At 46.8% G+C, this 19,025-nt stretch carries 12 protein-coding genes; 8 read left to right on the forward strand and 4 right to left on the reverse strand.

The window, feature by feature from the left end:
- Positions 1-27 precede the first annotated feature (27 nt).
- Together CYJ98_RS04095 and clpB are read right to left on the reverse strand one after the other, a co-directional pair.
- Positions 28-2,016, reverse strand: a complete 1,989-nt coding sequence (locus CYJ98_RS04095; RefSeq protein ID WP_101755463.1) for a site-specific recombinase — start codon at positions 2,014-2,016, stop codon at positions 28-30.
- Positions 2,017-2,239: 223 nt separating this feature from the next.
- The gene (gene clpB / locus CYJ98_RS04100) at positions 2,240-4,819 is read right to left on the reverse strand and encodes an ATP-dependent chaperone ClpB (protein ID WP_101755464.1); all 2,580 of its coding nucleotides are present in this window, start codon (positions 4,817-4,819) and stop codon (positions 2,240-2,242) included.
- Positions 4,820-5,076: 257 nt separating this feature from the next.
- Here clpB and trpS point away from each other — a divergent pair, with 257 nt between their 5' ends.
- From trpS to tpx, 3 genes are all read left to right on the forward strand, one after another.
- Positions 5,077-6,087 (forward strand): tryptophan--tRNA ligase, encoded by a 1,011-nt coding sequence (gene trpS, locus CYJ98_RS04105; RefSeq protein WP_101755465.1) that lies wholly within the window; start codon positions 5,077-5,079, stop codon positions 6,085-6,087.
- An 83-nt stretch (positions 6,088-6,170) separates the two neighbouring features.
- Complete coding sequence (locus tag CYJ98_RS04110; RefSeq protein WP_101755466.1) at positions 6,171-6,710, forward strand: hypothetical protein; 540 nt, start codon at positions 6,171-6,173, stop codon at positions 6,708-6,710.
- Between the two features lie 42 nt (positions 6,711-6,752).
- Positions 6,753-7,247, forward strand: a complete 495-nt coding sequence (tpx, locus tag CYJ98_RS04115; protein ID WP_101755467.1) for a thiol peroxidase — start codon at positions 6,753-6,755, stop codon at positions 7,245-7,247.
- Between the two features lie 103 nt (positions 7,248-7,350).
- Here tpx and ftsH read toward each other — a convergent pair whose 3' ends face one another.
- Positions 7,351-9,312, reverse strand: a complete 1,962-nt coding sequence (gene ftsH, locus CYJ98_RS04120; protein WP_101755468.1) for an ATP-dependent zinc metalloprotease FtsH — start codon at positions 9,310-9,312, stop codon at positions 7,351-7,353.
- 70 nt (positions 9,313-9,382) lie between these two features.
- Positions 9,383-10,003, reverse strand: a complete 621-nt coding sequence (locus CYJ98_RS04125; RefSeq protein WP_101755469.1) for an RlmE family RNA methyltransferase — start codon at positions 10,001-10,003, stop codon at positions 9,383-9,385.
- 111 nt (positions 10,004-10,114) lie between these two features.
- On the opposite strand from CYJ98_RS04125, the gene yhbY reads away from it, so the two are divergent.
- The 5 genes from yhbY to lpdA all read left to right on the forward strand — a co-directional run bounded on the left by yhbY (position 10,115) and on the right by lpdA (position 18,955).
- On the forward strand, positions 10,115-10,402 hold the full coding sequence (yhbY, locus tag CYJ98_RS04130) for a ribosome assembly RNA-binding protein YhbY (protein ID WP_101755470.1): 288 nt from the start codon (positions 10,115-10,117) through the stop codon (positions 10,400-10,402).
- A gap of 225 nt (positions 10,403-10,627) precedes the next feature.
- Positions 10,628-12,055 carry a tetratricopeptide repeat protein gene (locus tag CYJ98_RS04135; RefSeq protein WP_101755471.1) on the forward strand — a complete coding sequence of 476 codons (1,428 nt, stop codon included), beginning with the start codon at positions 10,628-10,630 and terminating at the stop codon, positions 12,053-12,055.
- 624 nt (positions 12,056-12,679) lie between these two features.
- A complete protein-coding gene (aceE, locus tag CYJ98_RS04140) occupies positions 12,680-15,343 on the forward strand; it encodes a pyruvate dehydrogenase (acetyl-transferring), homodimeric type (protein WP_101755472.1) in 2,664 nt (887 codons plus the stop codon).
- Positions 15,344-15,491: 148 nt separating this feature from the next.
- Positions 15,492-17,093 (forward strand): dihydrolipoyllysine-residue acetyltransferase, encoded by a 1,602-nt coding sequence (aceF, locus tag CYJ98_RS04145; RefSeq protein ID WP_101755473.1) that lies wholly within the window; start codon positions 15,492-15,494, stop codon positions 17,091-17,093.
- A 77-nt stretch (positions 17,094-17,170) separates the two neighbouring features.
- The gene (gene lpdA, locus CYJ98_RS04150; RefSeq protein WP_101755474.1) at positions 17,171-18,955 is read left to right on the forward strand and encodes a dihydrolipoyl dehydrogenase; all 1,785 of its coding nucleotides are present in this window, start codon (positions 17,171-17,173) and stop codon (positions 18,953-18,955) included.
- The last annotated feature ends 70 nt before the right edge of the window (positions 18,956-19,025 follow it).

Here is a 19,025-nt window from a genome sequence, read left to right on the forward strand (position 1 = left end):
ATATATTCAGACGGCCTTTCTTCAATCTTACTTCGTGTTGTCTTTGTTATTCACTTGAACCGGATACAGCAAAATCAAAGGATTGGCTTTCACTTGACTCCAGAAACTCTTCAGCAGATTACGCATACTGCCCAAACGCGTGCCTCGAGAACGGAGCGCAACGGCCAAAGCTAAAGAAAAGCTGACCACCAGATTCACCATGCCGATTGCCAATACACTTGCCAAGCCAAGCATAAAAGTAGATATATCTGCATGACCGCTAATCGCGGCATAACCCAAATTTGCCGAAGAGAACGCCACATGGCGAATATCCAGCGGCAAGCCAAAAAGATGGCCAAAATAGCCAGTCATCCCCAAAAGCATACCGAAAATAAAATTGCCCATAAGCGATCCGTAATGCTTATGAATATAAGCGGCCAAACGGCGGCGCGGCTGCGGACGCATGATTTTTCGTAAAAACGGATTAAACGGCAGGCGCTGACGCAAGTTCAGATAATCGGAACGGTTGTCAAAAAAGCCGGCAATAATCCCCGAGCAAAACAGCCATACACCGGCAATAGCGGCATACCACAAGGTAGGCTGAGTAAAAATCTCAATAGATTTAAGCTGGTAGGCTGTAACTGCCTCATTCAATAAAGGCTGACCATGCGTGTAGGCATAACCCCAAGCGATCCCCGCCGCCAACAATACGGCAATCGATACATTACCAAACACGGCAACACTTTGCGAACGGCACACATCAATCAGCAGTTTTGCCAATTTGTTGTCCACCGCCTTGCTGCCTTCATTTGAGTCCACCTGCTCGGCAAAACTCGCCGCCGTCATGGCAGGCTGCTTGGTCGCAACAGTGCAGTGCAGCATATGAATCAACATAAAGCCTAAGCCGTAGTTAAGTCCGGCAAGGAATGAAGTAGTAAACTCACCGAATCCCAAAGACGCAATATGGATTTTATTCAACGCCATCAAAGCAATAATTACGCCGCCGCCTGCTGCGGAATAAAACATTTTGAAATATTCGCTACGGTTGCGCGTAATGTAATGCTCACCATGATGGCTTTTGTTTTCCGTGATACTGCGTGCCAGCATTCGGATACTGCTTTTACGCAAGTGGCTGGTGCTGTATTGCTCTACCGCCGCGTAAATCATCGCATTCATCAGATTGATGGTTAAGCGGGTACGGCTGCCGGTTTCGATTTGAATATTAGTCAACAGTTTCAGGCGGTCTATGGTTTGTTGCAGGCGCTCCAACAAGTGCGCAACTTTCACTGACGAGCCAGACCCCGCTCCTGTACCACGCCGACGCAGATACTCAATTTGCTTGTCGCACTGGTCAAACATGACCTCCAAGTGCGCCGTATCATAAGTTTCTTCACTGTGGCGATAGTGTTCAACCAATTTTGCAATTTCACGCTGCAAAGCGACAAATGCCGAATCCGCCTCCAACAAACGGGGGGCGATCCGTATTAAATCCGGCTCAATCGCTTCAGAAGCAATCCAAATCGACAGCATTTCTACCGCTCGCAAACGGGCATCTGCCAACTGTCGGCTGGCCGTCTGAAGCAAAGCAGGATCCGCCTTACCCTGCAACAATTCATACATGCTCAACCATTGGCGCAAACTCAGAGTTTGCAACCATTTATCATCGTTTTTCGAATGAAAAAGATATAAAAATACTTCGCGCAGATTAGAAAAATCTTTATAAGACGGGCTGAAACGTTCATAAATCCGTATGCCCATCTCCCGAGTAAAACTATGGCGCGAGAAAATACCTAGCTTAATCAGTGCAGGATAGATGTGAACTTTAGACAACCAGGCATAGAAGCGCAGGCTGAATTGACGGCATAAAGCATCGTCTTGTTTTAAAGTAGATAAAATCAAATCGAAACGTTCGGAAGCCTGTTTTTTGCCTCCTCGGCGCAAAAATTTGATTAATGCATTGAGAATAAGAACAAAGTCGGTATCATTTAAGCGTTCCGACAAAATAATGTGAAGATTTTGATTAGTCAGTTTTTGCATTGTAGTATTATTACATAAAATGAGATATTTAGCAAGACCCTTGGCAAACAGGTCGGATTATATCGCATTCTTTATCAACCCATGGCACAAGATTTTCAATTAATATTCTCTAAAATTCAATGAATAATCAAATCACATAACAAATATATGATGTGAATCAATAAGTAAGAAAGGCCGTCTGAATTCTTTCAGACGGCCTTTTACAACAGCGCACTACATTGTTTTAACCTTGTGTAAACAAGAGCTTACCACCCTCTTCTTTAACATGGATTGTGCTATCCGGTGCATATTTGCCTTCAAGCAATGCTTTTGCCAGCGGGTTTTCGATTTCTGACTGAATGGCGCGTTTGAGCGGACGGGCACCATACACAGGATCAAAACCGGCTTCGGCAATCAGATCCAAGGCAGCATCATCGACTTTCAGATGCAGATGTTGTGCTTCCAAACGTTTTTCCAAACCTTTAAGCTGGATTTTCGCAATGCTGCGGATATTGGCTTGATCCAAACCATGGAACACGACTACTTCATCAATACGGTTGATCATTTCAGGACGGAAATGTTCTTTCACATCCTCCATCACAACCTCTTTTACCGCTTCGTAGTCTTGAGTACCCATTTGTTGGATATGTTGGCTACCAATATTGGAAGTCATCACGATAACAGTATTTTTGAAGTCCACGGTGCGACCTTGTCCATCGGTCAAGCGGCCGTCATCCAATACTTGCAGCAAGATATTAAACACGTCCGGATGGGCTTTTTCCACTTCATCCAAAAGAATCACGCTGTATGGTTTGCGGCGGACTTGCTCAGTCAGGTAGCCGCCTTCTTCGTAGCCGACATAGCCGGGAGGCGCACCGATTAAGCGGGCAACAGCATGTTTTTCCATGTATTCGGACATATCGATACGAATCAGGTGATCTTCGCTGTCAAACAGGAAGCCTGCCAATGCCTTACACAATTCGGTCTTACCCACGCCGGTCGGGCCTAAGAACAGGAAGCTGCCGTAAGGTTTATTCGGATCGGCCAAACCGGAACGGCTGCGGCGGATAGCGTCAGACACGGCGCGCACGGCTTCGTCTTGACCAACCACGCGGCGGTGCAATACTTCTTCCATCTTCAGCAGCTTGTCGCGTTCACCTTCCATCATTTTTGACACAGGAATGCCAGTTATACGGGAAACGATTTCGGCCACTTCATCCGCGCCGACTTCAGTACGGAAAAGTTTGTTTTGTTTTTTGCCGTCAGGGTTACTTTCCGCAGCTTGCAACTGTGCACCCAATTTCGGCAACTCACCGTATTCGAGTTCGGACGCACGGGCAAAATCGCCTTGACGTTTGGCCTGCTCGATTTTGACTTTGATGTCGTCCATCTGTTTTTTGATGTCGGCAGTGCTGGAAGAGGCGGCTTTTTCTGCTTTCCAGATTTCGTCCAAATCGGCGTATTCTTTTTGCAAGCCATCGATTTCTTCGTCTATCAATTCCAGACGTTTCTTGCTGGCATCATCGCTTTCTTTGGCAACGTGCATTTTTTCCATTTTGAGCTGGATAATGCGACGGTCAAGTTTATCCATTTGCTCAGGTTTGCTGTCCAGCTCCATTTTGATGCGGCTGGCTGCTTCGTCGATCAAATCAATCGCTTTATCAGGTAGGAAGCGGTCGGTAATATAACGGTCGCTCAACTCCGCTGCGGCAACGATAGCAGGGTCGGTAATATCGATACCGTGGTGGATTTCATAACGCTCTTGCAAACCGCGCAAAATAGCGATGGTATCTTCCACGCTTGGCTCACCAACCAATACTTTTTGGAAGCGGCGTTCGAGTGCCGCGTCTTTTTCGATGTATTGACGATATTCGTCCAAAGTAGTCGCACCAATACAATGCAATTCGCCGCGTGCTAAAGCCGGTTTCAGCATATTGCCTGCATCCATTGCACCATCGGTTTTACCTGCGCCAACCAAAGTATGGATTTCGTCGATGAAAATCAGTGTATTGCCATCGTCTTTAGCCAAGTCGTTCAAAACGCCTTTCAAGCGTTCTTCAAATTCGCCACGGTATTTCGCGCCGGCAATCAAAGCCGCCAAGTCCAAAACCAAAAGGCGTTTGTTACGCAGGGATTCAGGTACTTCGCCGTTAACAATGCGTTGCGCCAAGCCTTCAACAATAGCGGTTTTACCCACACCCGGCTCACCAATCAGCACAGGGTTGTTTTTGGTACGGCGTTGCAATACCTGAATGGCACGACGAATTTCATCATCACGACCGATAACGGGGTCGAGCTTACCGTCTCGGGCGCGTTGAGTCAGGTCGAGTGTGTATTTTTTCAAAGCATCGCGTTGGTCTTCAGCATTCGCATCGTTCACGTTTTGTCCTCCTCGTACCGCATCGATCGCGGCATTGATATTTTGTTCGGTTGCACCGGCTTCTTTTAAAATTTTGCCGGTCGCATCATTCTGCTGAACCAAAGCCAGCAGGAAAAGTTCGCTGGCGATATAGGCATCGCCACGTTTGGTCGCAGCCTTGTCCATCAAGTTCAATACAGCTTGCAGCTCACGGCTAGGCATAATATCGCCACCTTGTCCGGATACTTTTGGCAAGCTGCTCAAATGTTGCTGCAAACGTTGTTTTACTTGAGGCACATTCACACCTGCATGAGCCAGTAACGCAGCAGCACCGCTGTTTTGATCGTCAAGCAACGCTTTTAAGATAAAGCCGGCCTCAAGGTAGCTGCTGTCCGCAGCCAAAGCCAAACTTTGACCTTCTTGCAGAGCTTGCTGAAATTTGGCAGTCAATTTATCAAATCTCATTTTAAGTTCCTCTTCAAATATATTCTGTTAGAGCTTATATAAGCGTAAATGTGGATAACTCAATAGCTATTTACTCCATTAATTAAAAATTTTTATTATCTCGTTGTTTTATAAAGTTTTATTTTTGTAATTTTATGTGTATAACTTTATTATCCAGTTACCCTTTACTCAAAAGGCCGTCTGAAAAATCAAGAATAATCAGGTATAATCGGCACCATATTTATTTTCAGACGGCCTTTGTGCCGAAGGATACTTTCATGAGCAAAAAACGAGTTTTAACAGGCGTTACCACAACAGGTATTCCACACTTGGGCAACTATGTCGGTGCCATCCGCCCGGCTATCCGCGCAGCGCAAGATTCCAATACCGAATCATTCCTCTTTTTGGCCGACTATCACGGCATCATCAAATGTCATGAGCCGAAAATGATTCATCAATCTACTCAAGCTGTTGCCGCCACATGGCTCGCCTGCGGACTCAATCCGGAACAGACCATTTTCTACCGTCAAAGCGATATTCCCGAAGTGATGGAGTTGAACTGGATTCTGACCTGTATCACTGCAAAAGGCCTGATGAACCGCGCCCACGCTTATAAAGCCGCAGTACAGGCAAATACCGAAAACGGTCAGGAAGATCCGGATCATGGTGTGGAAATGGGCCTGTACAGCTACCCTATCCTCATGACTGCCGACATCCTTATGTTCAATGCCCATGAAGTTCCAGTCGGTCGCGACCAAATCCAACACGTTGAAATGGCTCGCGATATTGCCGGCCGCTTCAACCACCGCTTCCAAGAACTCTTCACCCTGCCAGAAGTAAAAATCGACGATAATGTCGAACTCTTGGTCGGCTTGGACGGCCGCAAAATGTCCAAGTCCTACGGCAATACCATTCCGCTTTGGGAAAACGACAAGAAAACCCAAAAATCGGTCAACAAAATCATCACCAATATGAAAGAACCCGGCGAGCCGAAACAGCCTGATGAAAGTCCTCTGTTTGAAATCTACAAAGCCTTCTCCACGCCGTTTGAAACTGCCGAGTTCACGCAAATGCTGGCCGAAGGCCTTGCTTGGGGTGAGGCTAAGAAACTCTTGGGTGCAAAAATCAATGCCGAGCTCGCAGAACCGCGCGAGCGTTACAATGAGTTGACAGCCAAACCCTCTCAAATTGAAGACATTTTGCAAACCGGCGCACAAAAAGCGCGTAAAGAAGCACGCGAATTGTTGGATAAAGTACGCGATGCAGTAGGTATTCGTCCGTTGAAATAATAATAGCAAGGCCGTCTGAATATTTCAGACGGCCATAATATCGTTTATCATTTGAAATATAATCATTTTCTAGGGTTTCTCATATGAAAAAAACCTTCCTCCTTATCTTGCTCAGCCTTTCATTGGCTGCCTGCGGCGGTAAAGCTGAAGATACTGCAGCCAATGATGCTGCTTCAGGCAAAGTGCCTAAACCTACCTTCAAAGTTAAATATATCGATGAACAAGCCATAGCCGGTTTGGATTTAGGTACAGCTCAAGAAGGCGAAACTAAAGAAGGTAAAAAACAACGTACCTATCCGATTAACGGCATAGAGGGCGGCATCATCAATCTGATTGGCAAGCACCCTACCGACTTAGAAGTCATCAGCGGCCAATGCATGGAAAAAAATGAAAAAGGCGTTTCAGCCGGCTGGTCAGCCAACGGCGTCTGCCACACTGTCTTTGCAAAAATGGTAGACAATATTGCCCAAGACGGCAACAAACTGACCGACTATCTGATTTCACACGCTGCTTTACAGCCTTATACCGAGGGCAAAAGCGGTTATGCCGCCGTACAAAACGGCCGCTATATTTTAGAAATTGACAGCGAAGGCATGTTCTATTTCCGTCGCCGCCATTACTAAACCCCTAACCATCCTATTTTCCCCTGACACAAGGACTGAATCATGGCTCAAGTTACTTTCCAAGGCTCACCTATTTCTACAAACGGCAACTTGCCCGCTATCGGCCAAGTTGCACATGATTTCACATTGGTAGCGGCAGACCTATCTGAGAAATCATTGGCTGACTTTGCAGGCAAACGCAAAGTGCTGAATATTTTCCCCAGCATTGACACCGGCGTATGCGCCCAATCCGTCCGCACTTTCAACAAACGTGCTTCTTCTTTGGATAATACCGTTGTTTTGTGCATTTCTGCTGATTTACCGTTTGCACAAGCCCGTTTCTGCGGCGCAGAAGGTTTGGAAAATGTAGTGACATTTTCCACATTCCGCAGCAGCTTTTCTAACGATTACGGTGTTACACTGACAGAAAGCCCATTACGCGGCCTGACTGCCCGCGCAGTTGTGGTTTTGAACGAGCAAAACCAAGTTCTCCACGCTGAGTTGGTTTCTGAAATTGCGAACGAGCCTGACTACGAAGCGGCTTTGGCTGTTTTGTAATTGACTCAATAAAATCAGGTCGTCTGAAAATTTTCAGACGGCCTTTAGCTTATCTTCAAAATAAAAACGGTAGCTTAAAAGCTACCGTTTTCTGTTTCAAGCCTTATACAGATTTATCTGTTTTGTCTGCTTCTACTGACTCAGTATTCTGAACCTCATTTTGCTCAACAGGTTCAGCAGCTTCAGCAATAGGTGCTTCAGACTCTTCTACTTTGTCATCACGGACATTGTGGCTGTAATCTTTAGGCGGGCTAGGTTGTTTACCGGCCATAATTTCCAAAACTTGGTCTCGATCGATAGTTTCCCAATCCATCAGTGCTTTGCACATGGTTTCCATCTTATCGCGATTTTCATCCAAGATTTTGTAAGCCACTTGGTATTGCTCATCCAAAATACGGCGGATTTCCGCATCGATATCTTGTTGGGTTTTCTCGGAAATATTTTGAGAACGGGTTACGCTGCGACCCAAGAATACTTCACCTTCGTTCTCAGCATAAACCATCACACCCATTTTGTCGCTCATACCATAACGCGTTACCATCTCGCGTGCCATTTGAGTTGCACGCTCGAAGTCGTTAGATGCGCCGGTAGAAATACGGCCAATAAAAATATCTTCAGCAATACGGCCACCAAACAAGATTGAGAGCTGGCTCAACATTTGATCTTTGTACATACTGATGCGGTCACGCTCAGGCAGTTGCCAAGTCAAACCCAATGCACGGCCACGAGGCATAATCGTTACTTTGTGAACCGGATCGGTAAACGGCAGGCTTTCCGCTACGATTGCATGACCGGCCTCATGATAGGCTGTCGCACGTTTTTCATCTTCGTGCATTACCATACTGCGACGCTCCGGACCCATGTAGATTTTGTCTTTAGCATCTTCAAAGTCGCTTTGATCGACTTTAACTTTATTACGACGGCCGGCAAACAAAGCTGCTTCATTGACCAAGTTTGCCAAATCCGCACCTGAAAAACCAGGTGTACCGCGTGCTAAAGAAGTCAAATCTACGGATGCATCCAAAGGTACTTTTTTAGCGTGTACTTTCAAGATTTGCTCACGGCCACGGATATCAGGCAATGGAACAACGACTTGACGGTCAAAACGGCCCGGACGCTGCAACGCAGGGTCAAGTACATCAGGACGGTTGGTTGCTGCGATCACAATAACAGTTTGGTTGCTTTCAAAACCATCCATTTCAACCAATAATTGGTTTAATGTTTGCTCACGCTCATCATTGCCACCGCCCAAACCGGCACCGCGCTGACGGCCGACAGCATCAATTTCATCGATAAAGATGATACATGGCGCGTTTTTCTTGGCCTGCTCGAACATATCGCGGACACGGCTCGCGCCGACACCGACAAACATTTCTACGAAATCAGAACCTGAAATACTGAAGAATGGCACACCAGCCTCACCAGCAATCGCTTTAGCCAGCAATGTTTTACCCGTACCGGGGCTGCCTGCTAACAAAATACCGCGCGGCACACGACCGCCTAAGCTTTGATAACGATTGGGTGCTTTCAAATAATCTACGATTTCTTGTACTTCTTCTTTTGCCTCATCACAACCGGCAACATCTGCAAAAGTCACTTTATTGGAATCTTTATCCAACAAACGTGCACGGCTTTTACCAAAAGAGAATGCGCCGCCTTTACCGCCACCGCCGCTTTGCATGCGCATGAAGTAGAACCATGCGCCAATCAACAACAAAACAGGCAGCAGGCTGTAAAACAGACTGGCCAGCATGCTTGGTTTTTCTTCCGGAGTCACTTTGACGCGTACTTTGTTATCCAACAGTGTTTTAACCAAGTTGTCATCCAAAGGCGCATTGGTATAGAAGGCAGTTTTATCGGTGCGCTCACCTTTAATCAGATAGCCGCTGACAACAGATCCTTCAATATTGACATTGGATACTTCGCCACTATTAACTTGCTGAATAAATTGAGAATATTCGATTTGCTGTTTATCTTCCTGCTTATCGCTGAGTGCATTGAATGCTGCTAAAAGCATAGCACCACCCACTACCCAGACTAATATGTTTTTAATGGTATTCCCCACTGAACAGGCTCCATGGTTACAAAATAAATAAAATCAAGGGAAAGAATTTTAAAGCACCCACCCTACATTGTCAGCGTTTATTTTTACCTAATAGGTAAATCTCACTGGAACGATTGCGGGAAGCATCCGGCTTTCGAGTTTGTACACTGGCAAAAAATTCACGCATAGCCGCCGTATACTCTTGATAACCCGCGCCTTGAAACACCTTCACTAAAAAACTGCCTCCGGTTTTCAAATGTTGGGAAGCAAAATCCAAAGCCAGTTCACACAAATAAAAACTGCGTGCCTGGTCGGTTACGGCATTGCCTGACATATTGGGTGCCATATCACAGATTACAAGGTCTAACGGACGATTATCTAATAAGGCTTCAAACTGTTCCAAAACAGCATCCTCCCTAAAGTCGCCCTGAATAAACGACACGCCTTCAATAGCATCCATCGGCAAAATATCCAAAGCAAACACTGCCCCTGTTTTACCGACCAGCTTGGCCGCTACCTGTGACCAACTTCCCGGCGCGCTGCCCAAATCCGCCAAAACCGTACCCGGCTTGATTAATTTATCTTTTTGATTGATTTCCAATAATTTATAAGCCGCTCTGGCACGATATCCGTCTTTTTGTGCCATATGGACATAATGATCGTTGACGTGCTCATGCAGCCATGCTTTTGAAGATTTTGAGCGTACAGCCATCTTGATTTGAAATGCTTAAGTTAAAATCAGCATTGTACGTTATTTCCCCCGTAAATGTTCTAAATCGCGTACAATATAGCCATTATTCTTTTTAATTGGATACTTATCAAAATGAGCGACAACAAATTAAGCACCAAAGAAATTTTGGCCTTGAAAGCCCAAGCACACCACCTCCACCCTGTCGTTATGGTTGGCCAACAAGGCTTGACCGACTCGGTCATCAAAGAAACCGATGCCGCATTGACAGCGCACGAATTGATTAAAGTCCGTGTTTTTGGGGATGATCGTGCTGAACGTATTGAAATTTGTGATACCCTGTGTGAAACACTGGGTGCTCAACTGGTGCAACATATTGGCAAATTACTTGTTTTGTGGCGTAAAAAACCGGATGATAAATAATTTAAACTGAATAAACAGCAGAAGTATTTTCTCAACCCACTTTATCATATCCTTCTGTTGTATTTATGCAGCATAAAAAAAAATTATTCCATTATTCTAAGTATAAAAGTACAAATACGGTTGCCTGTTTTTGTAAATAACCTCAAAATTACAAAATCATAACGGCCGCACCCTGTCGGCCGATTATTTTATTCCTAATCCTTCACAAAATATAAAAGCAAACCGATGAATGCTCAACAATATGAAGAATCTTTTCTGCTAGCAGAAAAATTAATCACTCAAGACCCACCTGACTTTGCACGAGCCATCCCTTTGCTCTGCGAAGCAGCAGAAGCCGGACATATTGAGGCTGCATTTCAGCTGGCAGGATGCCTGATCGAACACCACGAAAATGCGCAAGATTTAGCAATTGCTGTCTCATATCTCAAACAAGCTGCCCAAGCCGGTCATCCATATGCTCGTTACAACCTTCTGCAAATAGAAGAAAGCAGAGGGATTGCAATAGAAGATTTAGTTGACGCCTATCAAGAGCTTGCCGAAGAAGGATTGGCTCCTGCCCAACTGCGCCTGATGCGTTTATATGCAGATAACGGCAATGACCAAGAAGCCGTCAAATGGGCATTGAAAGCTACCGAACAACAAAATCCTCAGGCACAATATTTCTTAGCCCAGCATTACCAATATTCCAGCTCTCCCGATTTGGAATATTCCCATAAACTTTATCAGCAATCCGCTGCACAGGGATTTATTGCGGCACACTGGCAACTCGGCCTTCAATACAAATTGGGGCAAGGTGTTGCACAAAACCCTGAAAAAGCAATCGAACATTTACGTATCGCCGCCGATTACGACATTGTTCCGGCGCAAACTTCTCTTGCAGAACTCTTAGCCGCATCAAATCCTGCTGAAGCATTGGAATGGTTTGAAAAAGCTGCCGAACAAGGTGACAGCAATGCGCATGTAGCACTTGCCGAAATATATCTATTGGGTAAAAACACCGAGCGGGACCCTCAAAAGGCCTATCAGCACGCTAAATTTGCAGCGGATCAAAATGATCCGGAAGGTTTGCGTCTTTTAGGTGATATCCATCGTTATGGATTGGGACGAGCAGTTGATGCAGACACAGCGCGTCAATATTATCAACGCTCGGCTGATTTAGGTAATCTTGTCGCCTACCAAAAACTTCTGTCTGACAGCGCATTGAATAACCAGCAAAACTATGAACTGACGAAAGAAATCGCCCTCCAACGTCAAGAGGCTGAACGTCTATACAAGCTGGCATTTGCAGCGCACTATGGCTTAAAACGCCAACAAAATTACGCTGAAGCACTGGATCTATACCACCAATCCGCAGAACGTGGGCACAGCAAATCCCAAACCAATCTTGGTATGATGTATTACAGTGGACAAGGTGTACCTGTCGACTATGCCCAAGCTGCAAAATGGTTTGAAGCAGCGGCCAAACAACGAGACACAATGGCTCAATATAATCTTGCCTGTCTGTATTATCATGGTATGGGCGTAGAAAAAGACATCAACAATGCTTGTTTCTTGCTACAAGAAGCCATCCAACATGGACATGAACAACAAGATGTTCTTAAAGAGCTTTTGGCTCAATGGAAGCAATTCGCTCAAAAGGTCTCTGCCGCTTAAAGGCCGTCTGAAATTCTAACTTCCTACATAAATGACATGTCAGAGCTAAACTAAACAGCCTGTACATGTCATTTTTTTTATTTACCCTTCCTCAATAATCGTCATCTTCAAATCCCATTCCCTCTTAATCTCTTTAAAGTCTTCAGACACGACCTATTCTCTTTGTAAAGAATCAGATAATCTAAATTTTCCCTTTCAAACCCTAAATCCAATATAAACTTTCAATTCACAACAAAATTTGAAAAATATTTTTCGTATTCGAATCCATTTACTCAAACATTTAATACTTTTTTACTGTATCTACTCAATATCCCGATTTAAAAACAAGCTCCATAACTCTTTTAAAAAATCTTATTTCAACCTTTACATCCTATCAATATCTACAGCATGATTTGCCAGTTTGCCCAATTACTGATAGCATTTGCAGGTTAGCCGGTTCGTAAAAAGTTCAATTCTTTCTGATTTTCCATCAATGGCTATAACGTATTGAAAATATTTCAGTAATTAAAACTTTTTTCGAATCTAACTCTAGGAATTTTCGTTTTTAACTCACATATGTTCACAAACGAAAATATCGGAGTAATACTCCGTCATTGAAAAACACTCAACACAAGGATAGATATTATGTCCACCCAATTACACGATGTTGACCCAATTGAAACCAAAGAATGGTTAGACGCGTTAAGCTCTGTTTTAGAATATGAAGGCAGCGAACGCGCCCAGTATCTGCTGGAAAGTTTGGTCAAATACAGCCGTGACAAAGGCATCCGTATGCCTCATGGCACCACTACTCCATACTTGAACACCGTTTCCGTTGAAGACGAAAAAGGCATCCCCGGCGACCAAAACATCGAACACCGTATCCGTGCATTCGTTCGTTGGAACGCTGCCGCTATCGTTTTGCGCGCAGGTAAAAAAGATTTGGAATTGGGTGGACACATTGCATCTTTCCAATCAGCCGCCACTATGTACGAAGTCGGCTTCAACCACTTCTGGAAAGCTAAAGGTGAAGGCGAAGAAGGCGATTTGGTATTCTTCCAAGGCCACGTTGCCCCTGGTATCTACGCACGCGCTTTCGTTGAAGGCCGTCTGACTGAAGACCAATTGAACAACTTCCGTCAAGAAGTTGCCGGTCATGGTCTGCCTTCCTATCCTCACCCTCACCTGTTGCCTGACTTCTGGCAATTCCCAACCGTATCTATGGGTCTTGGCCCATTGATGGCGATTTACCAAGCCCGTTTCCTGAAATACTTGGAATCTCGCGGCCTGGCTAAAACCAAAGGCCGTAAAGTATGGGTATTCTGTGGCGACGGCGAAATGGATGAACCTGAAAGCCAAGGTGCTATTGCTCTGGCTTCACGCGAAGGCTTGGATAACCTGGTATTCGTCATCAACTGTAACCTGCAACGTTTGGACGGTCCAGTACGCGGTAACGGCAAAATCATTCAAGAGCTGGAAGGCAACTTTGCCGGCGCCGGCTGGAATGTTGTGAAAGTCATCTGGGGTCGTCGTTGGGACCGCCTCTTGGCAAAAGACAAAGATGGCATCCTGCGCAAACGTATGGAAGAGTGCTTGGACGGTGACTACCAAACTTACAAATCCAAAGACGGTGCATACGTTCGCGAACACTTCTTCAATACGCCTGAACTGAAAGCATTGGTCGCCGATATGACTGATGAACAAATTTGGGCATTGAACCGTGGTGGCCATGACCCTCAAAAAGTGTACAACGCTTACGACCGCGCAGTGAACCACGCTGACGGCAAACCTACTGTAATCTTGGCGAAAACCATTAAAGGTTACGGCATGGGCGCATCCGGCGAAGGTCAAAACGTTGCCCACCAAGCCAAAAAAATGGACAAAGCTTCTTTGAAACAATTCCGTGACCGCTTTGACATTCCTGTTACCGATGAGCAAATCGACAGCGGCGACCTGCCTTACCTGACTTTTGCTCCCGACAGCGAAGAATACAAATACCTGCATGCACGCCGTGAAGCTTTGGGTGGCTACCTGCCTCAACGCAAACCTACCCAAGAAGTTCTGGAAGTGCCTGAGTTGTCAGCATTTGAGACTCAACTGAAATCCAGCGGTGACCGTGAATTCTCAACCACCATGGCTTTCGTCCGCATCCTGTCTACTTTGCTGAAAGACAAAAAAATCGGCAAACGCGTGGTGCCTATCGTTCCAGATGAAAGCCGTACGTTCGGTATGGAAGGTATGTTCCGTCAATACGGTATTTGGAACCCTAAAGGCCAACAATACACCCCTCAAGATAAAGACCAACTGATGTTCTATAAAGAATCTGTTGACGGTCAAATCTTGCAAGAAGGTATTAACGAACCAGGTGCCATGGCTGACTGGATTGCTGCTGCGACCAGCTACGCAAACAACGACTTTGCCATGATTCCTTTCTATATCTACTACTCTATGTTCGGTTTCCAACGCGTTGGCGACTTGGCATGGGCAGCAGGCGATATGCATGCACGCGGTTTCCTGCTGGGTGGTACAGCCGGCCGTACAACACTGAATGGCGAAGGTTTGCAACACGAAGACGGCCACAGCCACATTCAAGCAGACTTGATTCCAAACTGTGTAACTTACGATCCGACATTCCAATATGAAGTAGCCGTTATCGTACACGATGGCTTGCGCCGCATGTATGTTAACCACGAAGACGTGTTCTACTACATCACCCTGATGAATGAAAACTACACCCATCCGGACATGCCTGAAGGCGTAGAACAAGATATCCTGAAAGGTATGTACTTGCTGAAAGCCAGTGGCAAAGGCGACAAAAAAGTCCAATTGATGGGTTCCGGTACCATCCTGCAAGAAGTAATTGCCGGTGCCGAATTGTTGAAAGCCGACTTCGGCGTAGAAGCAGACATCTGGTCTTGCCCATCATTCAACCAGCTGCACCGCGATGCCATCGAAGTGGAACGCTTCAATCGTCTGAACCCATTGGAAACTGCAAAAGTACCGTTTGTTACTTCTCAACTGCAAGGCCATGACGGTCCGGTTATTGCCGCTACCGACTACATCCGCAGCTATGCCGACCGTATCCGTGCCTACATCCCTAACGACTACCACGTCTTGGGTACCGATGGCTTCGGTCGTTCCGACAGCCGTGCCAACCTGCGCAGCTTCTTCGAAGTTGACCGCTACAACGTTGCCGTTGCTGCATTGAGCGCTCTGGCCGAACAGGGCAAAGTCAGCAAAGAAACCGTTCAACAAGCCATTAAAAAATATGGTATCAAAGCCGATGCAGCTCCTAGCTGGAAACGCTAATTGATGTTTCAGACGGCCTGTTTGCTTCATGCCAACATTAGGCCGTCTGGAAACCAAATGTTTGAATGGTTTGAACAGACAAACTGTACCGATGCCGTGTGAAACAGTTTTCAGACGGCATCAAACTGAAAATATTAAAGGAACTCAAATGAGTATCGTAGAAATCAAAGTCCCTGATATCGGCGGTCATGAAAACGTCGACATCATCGCTGTAGAAGTTAAAGCAGGCGACACCATTGCCGTTGACGACACCCTGATTACTTTAGAAACCGACAAAGCCACTATGGACGTACCTGCCGATGCAGCCGGTGTCGTAAAAGAAGTTAAAGTTAAAGTTGGCGATAAAATCTCTGAAGGCGGCGTTATTCTGACCGTTGAAACCGATGCCGCCGCTGCCGATGCAGCCCCGGCTCCTGCAGCTCCGGCTGCCGCTCCTGCCGCAGCCCCTGCAGGCGGTGCAACTGTAAAAGTCGTTGTACCGGATATTGGCGGTCATACAGATGTAGACATTATTGCCGTTGAAATTAAAGTTGGCGACACTGTTGCCGTTGACGACACTCTGATTACTCTGGAAACCGACAAAGCCACTATGGACGTACCATGTACAGAAGCCGGTGTGGTTAAAGCCGTATTTGTAAAAGTTGGCGACAAAGTATCTGAAGGTTCTGCCATTATCGAAGTAGAAACTGCCGGTTCTGCCGCAGCAGCTCCTGCTCCTGCCGCTCAAGCTGCTGCACCTGCACCAGCCGCTGCTTCAGCCCCTGCTGCCGCTCCAGCACCAGCCGCTGCGCCTGCTCCGGCTGCACCTGTAGCTGCCAAAATTGACGAAGCTGCATTTGCCAAAGCACATGCCGGTCCTTCCGCACGCAAACTGGCACGCGAATTGGGCGTAGATCTGGGTCAAGTCAAAGGTACCGGTCTGAAAGGCCGTATCATGGGCGAAGACGTTAAAGCCTTCGTTAAATCCGTTATGCAAAGCGGTGCTGGCAAACCTGCCGCTGCCTCTTTGGGCGGTGGTCTGGACTGGTTGCCATGGCCTAAAGTTGACTTCTCTAAATTCGGCAGCGTCGAAGTTAAAGAACTGTCTCGCATTAAGAAAATCTCCGGTCAAAACCTGTCTCGCAACTGGGTTGTGATTCCTCACGTTACCGTACACGAAGAAGCGGACATGACCGAATTGGAAGAATTCCGCAAACAGCTGAACAAAGAATGGGAACGCGAAGGCGTGAAACTGTCCCCATTGGCGTTCATCATCAAAGCCTCTGTTGCTGCGCTGAAAGCCTTCCCTGAATTCAATGCCTCTTTGGATGGCGACAACTTGGTGCTGAAAAACTACTTCAACATCGGTTTCGCAGCCGACACACCAAACGGCTTGGTTGTTCCAGTAATCAAAGACGTGGATCAAAAAGGCTTGAAACAAATCAGCCAAGAGCTGACCGAATTGTCTAAAAAAGCCCGCGAAGGCAAGCTCAAACCGCAAGAAATGCAAGGTGCATGCTTTACCATTTCCAGCTTGGGCGGTATCGGCGGCACAGGCTTCACTCCGATCGTGAATGCTCCTGAAGTTGCCATCTTGGGCGTGTGCAAATCCCAAATCAAACCGGTTTGGAACGGCAAAGAATTCGCTCCTCGCTTGATGTGCCCATTGAGCCTGTCCTTCGACCACCGCGTCATCGACGGTGCCGCCGGTATGCGCTTTACCGTATTCCTGGCTAACCTGTTGAAAGACTTCCGCCGCATTACTCTGTAATCCAAGCATTTTCAGACGGCCTTTTTACTTAGGCCGTCTGAAAAAAGAAGTCCGAACATCATTCAGAAAGATTAGACATGAGCTTAGTTGAATTAAAAGTGCCAGACATTGGCGGTCACGAAAATGTAGATATTATTGCGGTTGAAGTAAATGTAGGCGACACCATTGCCGTGGACGATACCCTGATTACTTTGGAAACCGATAAAGCCACTATGGACGTACCTGCCGAAGTTGCAGGTGTCGTTAAAGAAGTTAAAGTTAAAGTCGGCGATAAAATCTCCGAAGGCGGCTTGATTGCAGTCGTTGAAGCAGAAGGTGCAGCTGCCGCTCCTAAAGCCGAAGCACCAGCTGCTCCTGCACAAGAAGCCCCTAAAGCTGCTGCTCCAGCTCCTCAAGCTGCACAATTCGGCGGTTCTGCCGATGCCGAATACGATGTGGTCGTATTGGGTGGCGGTCCCGGCGGTTATTCCGCTGCATTTGCCGCTGCCGACGAAGGCTTGAAAGTTGCCATCGTTGAACGTTACAAAACTTTGGGCGGCGTTTGCTTGAACGTCGGCTGTATCCCTTCCAAAGCCTTGTTGCACAACGCTGCCGTTATCGATGAAGTACGTCACTTGGCTGCCAACGGTATCAAATACCCAGAGCCTGAACTCGACATCGACATGCTGCGCGGCTACAAAGACGGCGTTGTTTCCCGTCTGACTACCGGTTTGGCAGGCATGGCTAAAGGCCGTAAAGTAGACGTTATCCAAGGTGACGGCCAATTCTTGGATCCGCACCACTTGGAAGTTTCTCTGACGACCAGCGAAGTGTACGAACAAGCTACGCCTACCGGCGAGAAAAAAATCGTTGCCTTCAAAAACTGTATCATTGCTGCCGGCAGCCGCGTAACCAAACTGCCTTTCATCCCTGAAGACCCTCGCATCATCGACTCCAGCGGCGCTTTGGCTCTGAAAGAAGTACCGGGCAAACTATTGATCATCGGCGGCGGCATCATCGGTCTCGAAATGGGTACGGTTTACAGCACTCTGGGTTCTCGTCTGGATGTTGTTGAAATGATGGACGGCCTGATGCAAGGCGCAGACCGCGACTTGGTTAAAGTATGGCAAAAACAAAACGAATACCGTTTTGACAACATCATGATCAACACCAAAACTGTTGCTGTCGAGCCTAAAGAAGACGGCGTTTACGTTACCTTTGAAGGTGCAAATGCGCCTAAAGAGCCACAACGTTACGATGCCGTACTCGTAGCTGCCGGTCGTGCTCCTAACGGCAAACTCATCAGCGCTGAAAAAGCCGGTGTCGCTGTGACCGATCGCGGCTTCATCGAAGTCGATAAACAAATGCGTACCAATGTGCCGCACATCTACGCCATCGGCGACATCGTCGGTCAGCCTATGCTGGCGCACAAAGCCGTTCACGAAGGCCACGTTGCCGCTGAAAACTGCGCCGGCCACAAAGCCTACTTTGACGCGCGCGTTATTCCGGGCGTTGCCTACACTTCTCCTGAAGTGGCATGGGTTGGCGAAACCGAGTTGTCTGCCAAAGCCTCCGGCCGCAAAATCACCAAAGCCAACTTCCCATGGGCTGCTTCCGGTCGTGCGATTGCCAACGGTTGCGACAATGGTTTCACCAAGCTGATTTTTGATGCTGAAACCGGCCGCATCATCGGCGGCGGTATCGTTGGTCCTAACGGCGGCGATATGATCGGCGAAGTCTGCTTGGCGATTGAAATGGGCTGTGATGCAGCCGATATCGGTAAAACCATCCACCCACACCCAACCCTGGGCGAATCCATCGGTATGGCTGCGGAAGTGGCATTGGGCGTATGTACCGACCTGCCTGCTCAGAAAAAGAAATAAGTTCACTCAAATAAAATTTGAACGAACTTGATGGAACAAAGGCCGTCTGAATGTTTCAGACGGCCTTTTC

Source organism: Neisseria perflava (genome assembly GCF_002863305.2).
Taxonomy (GTDB): Bacteria; Pseudomonadota; Gammaproteobacteria; order Burkholderiales; family Neisseriaceae; genus Neisseria; species Neisseria perflava_A.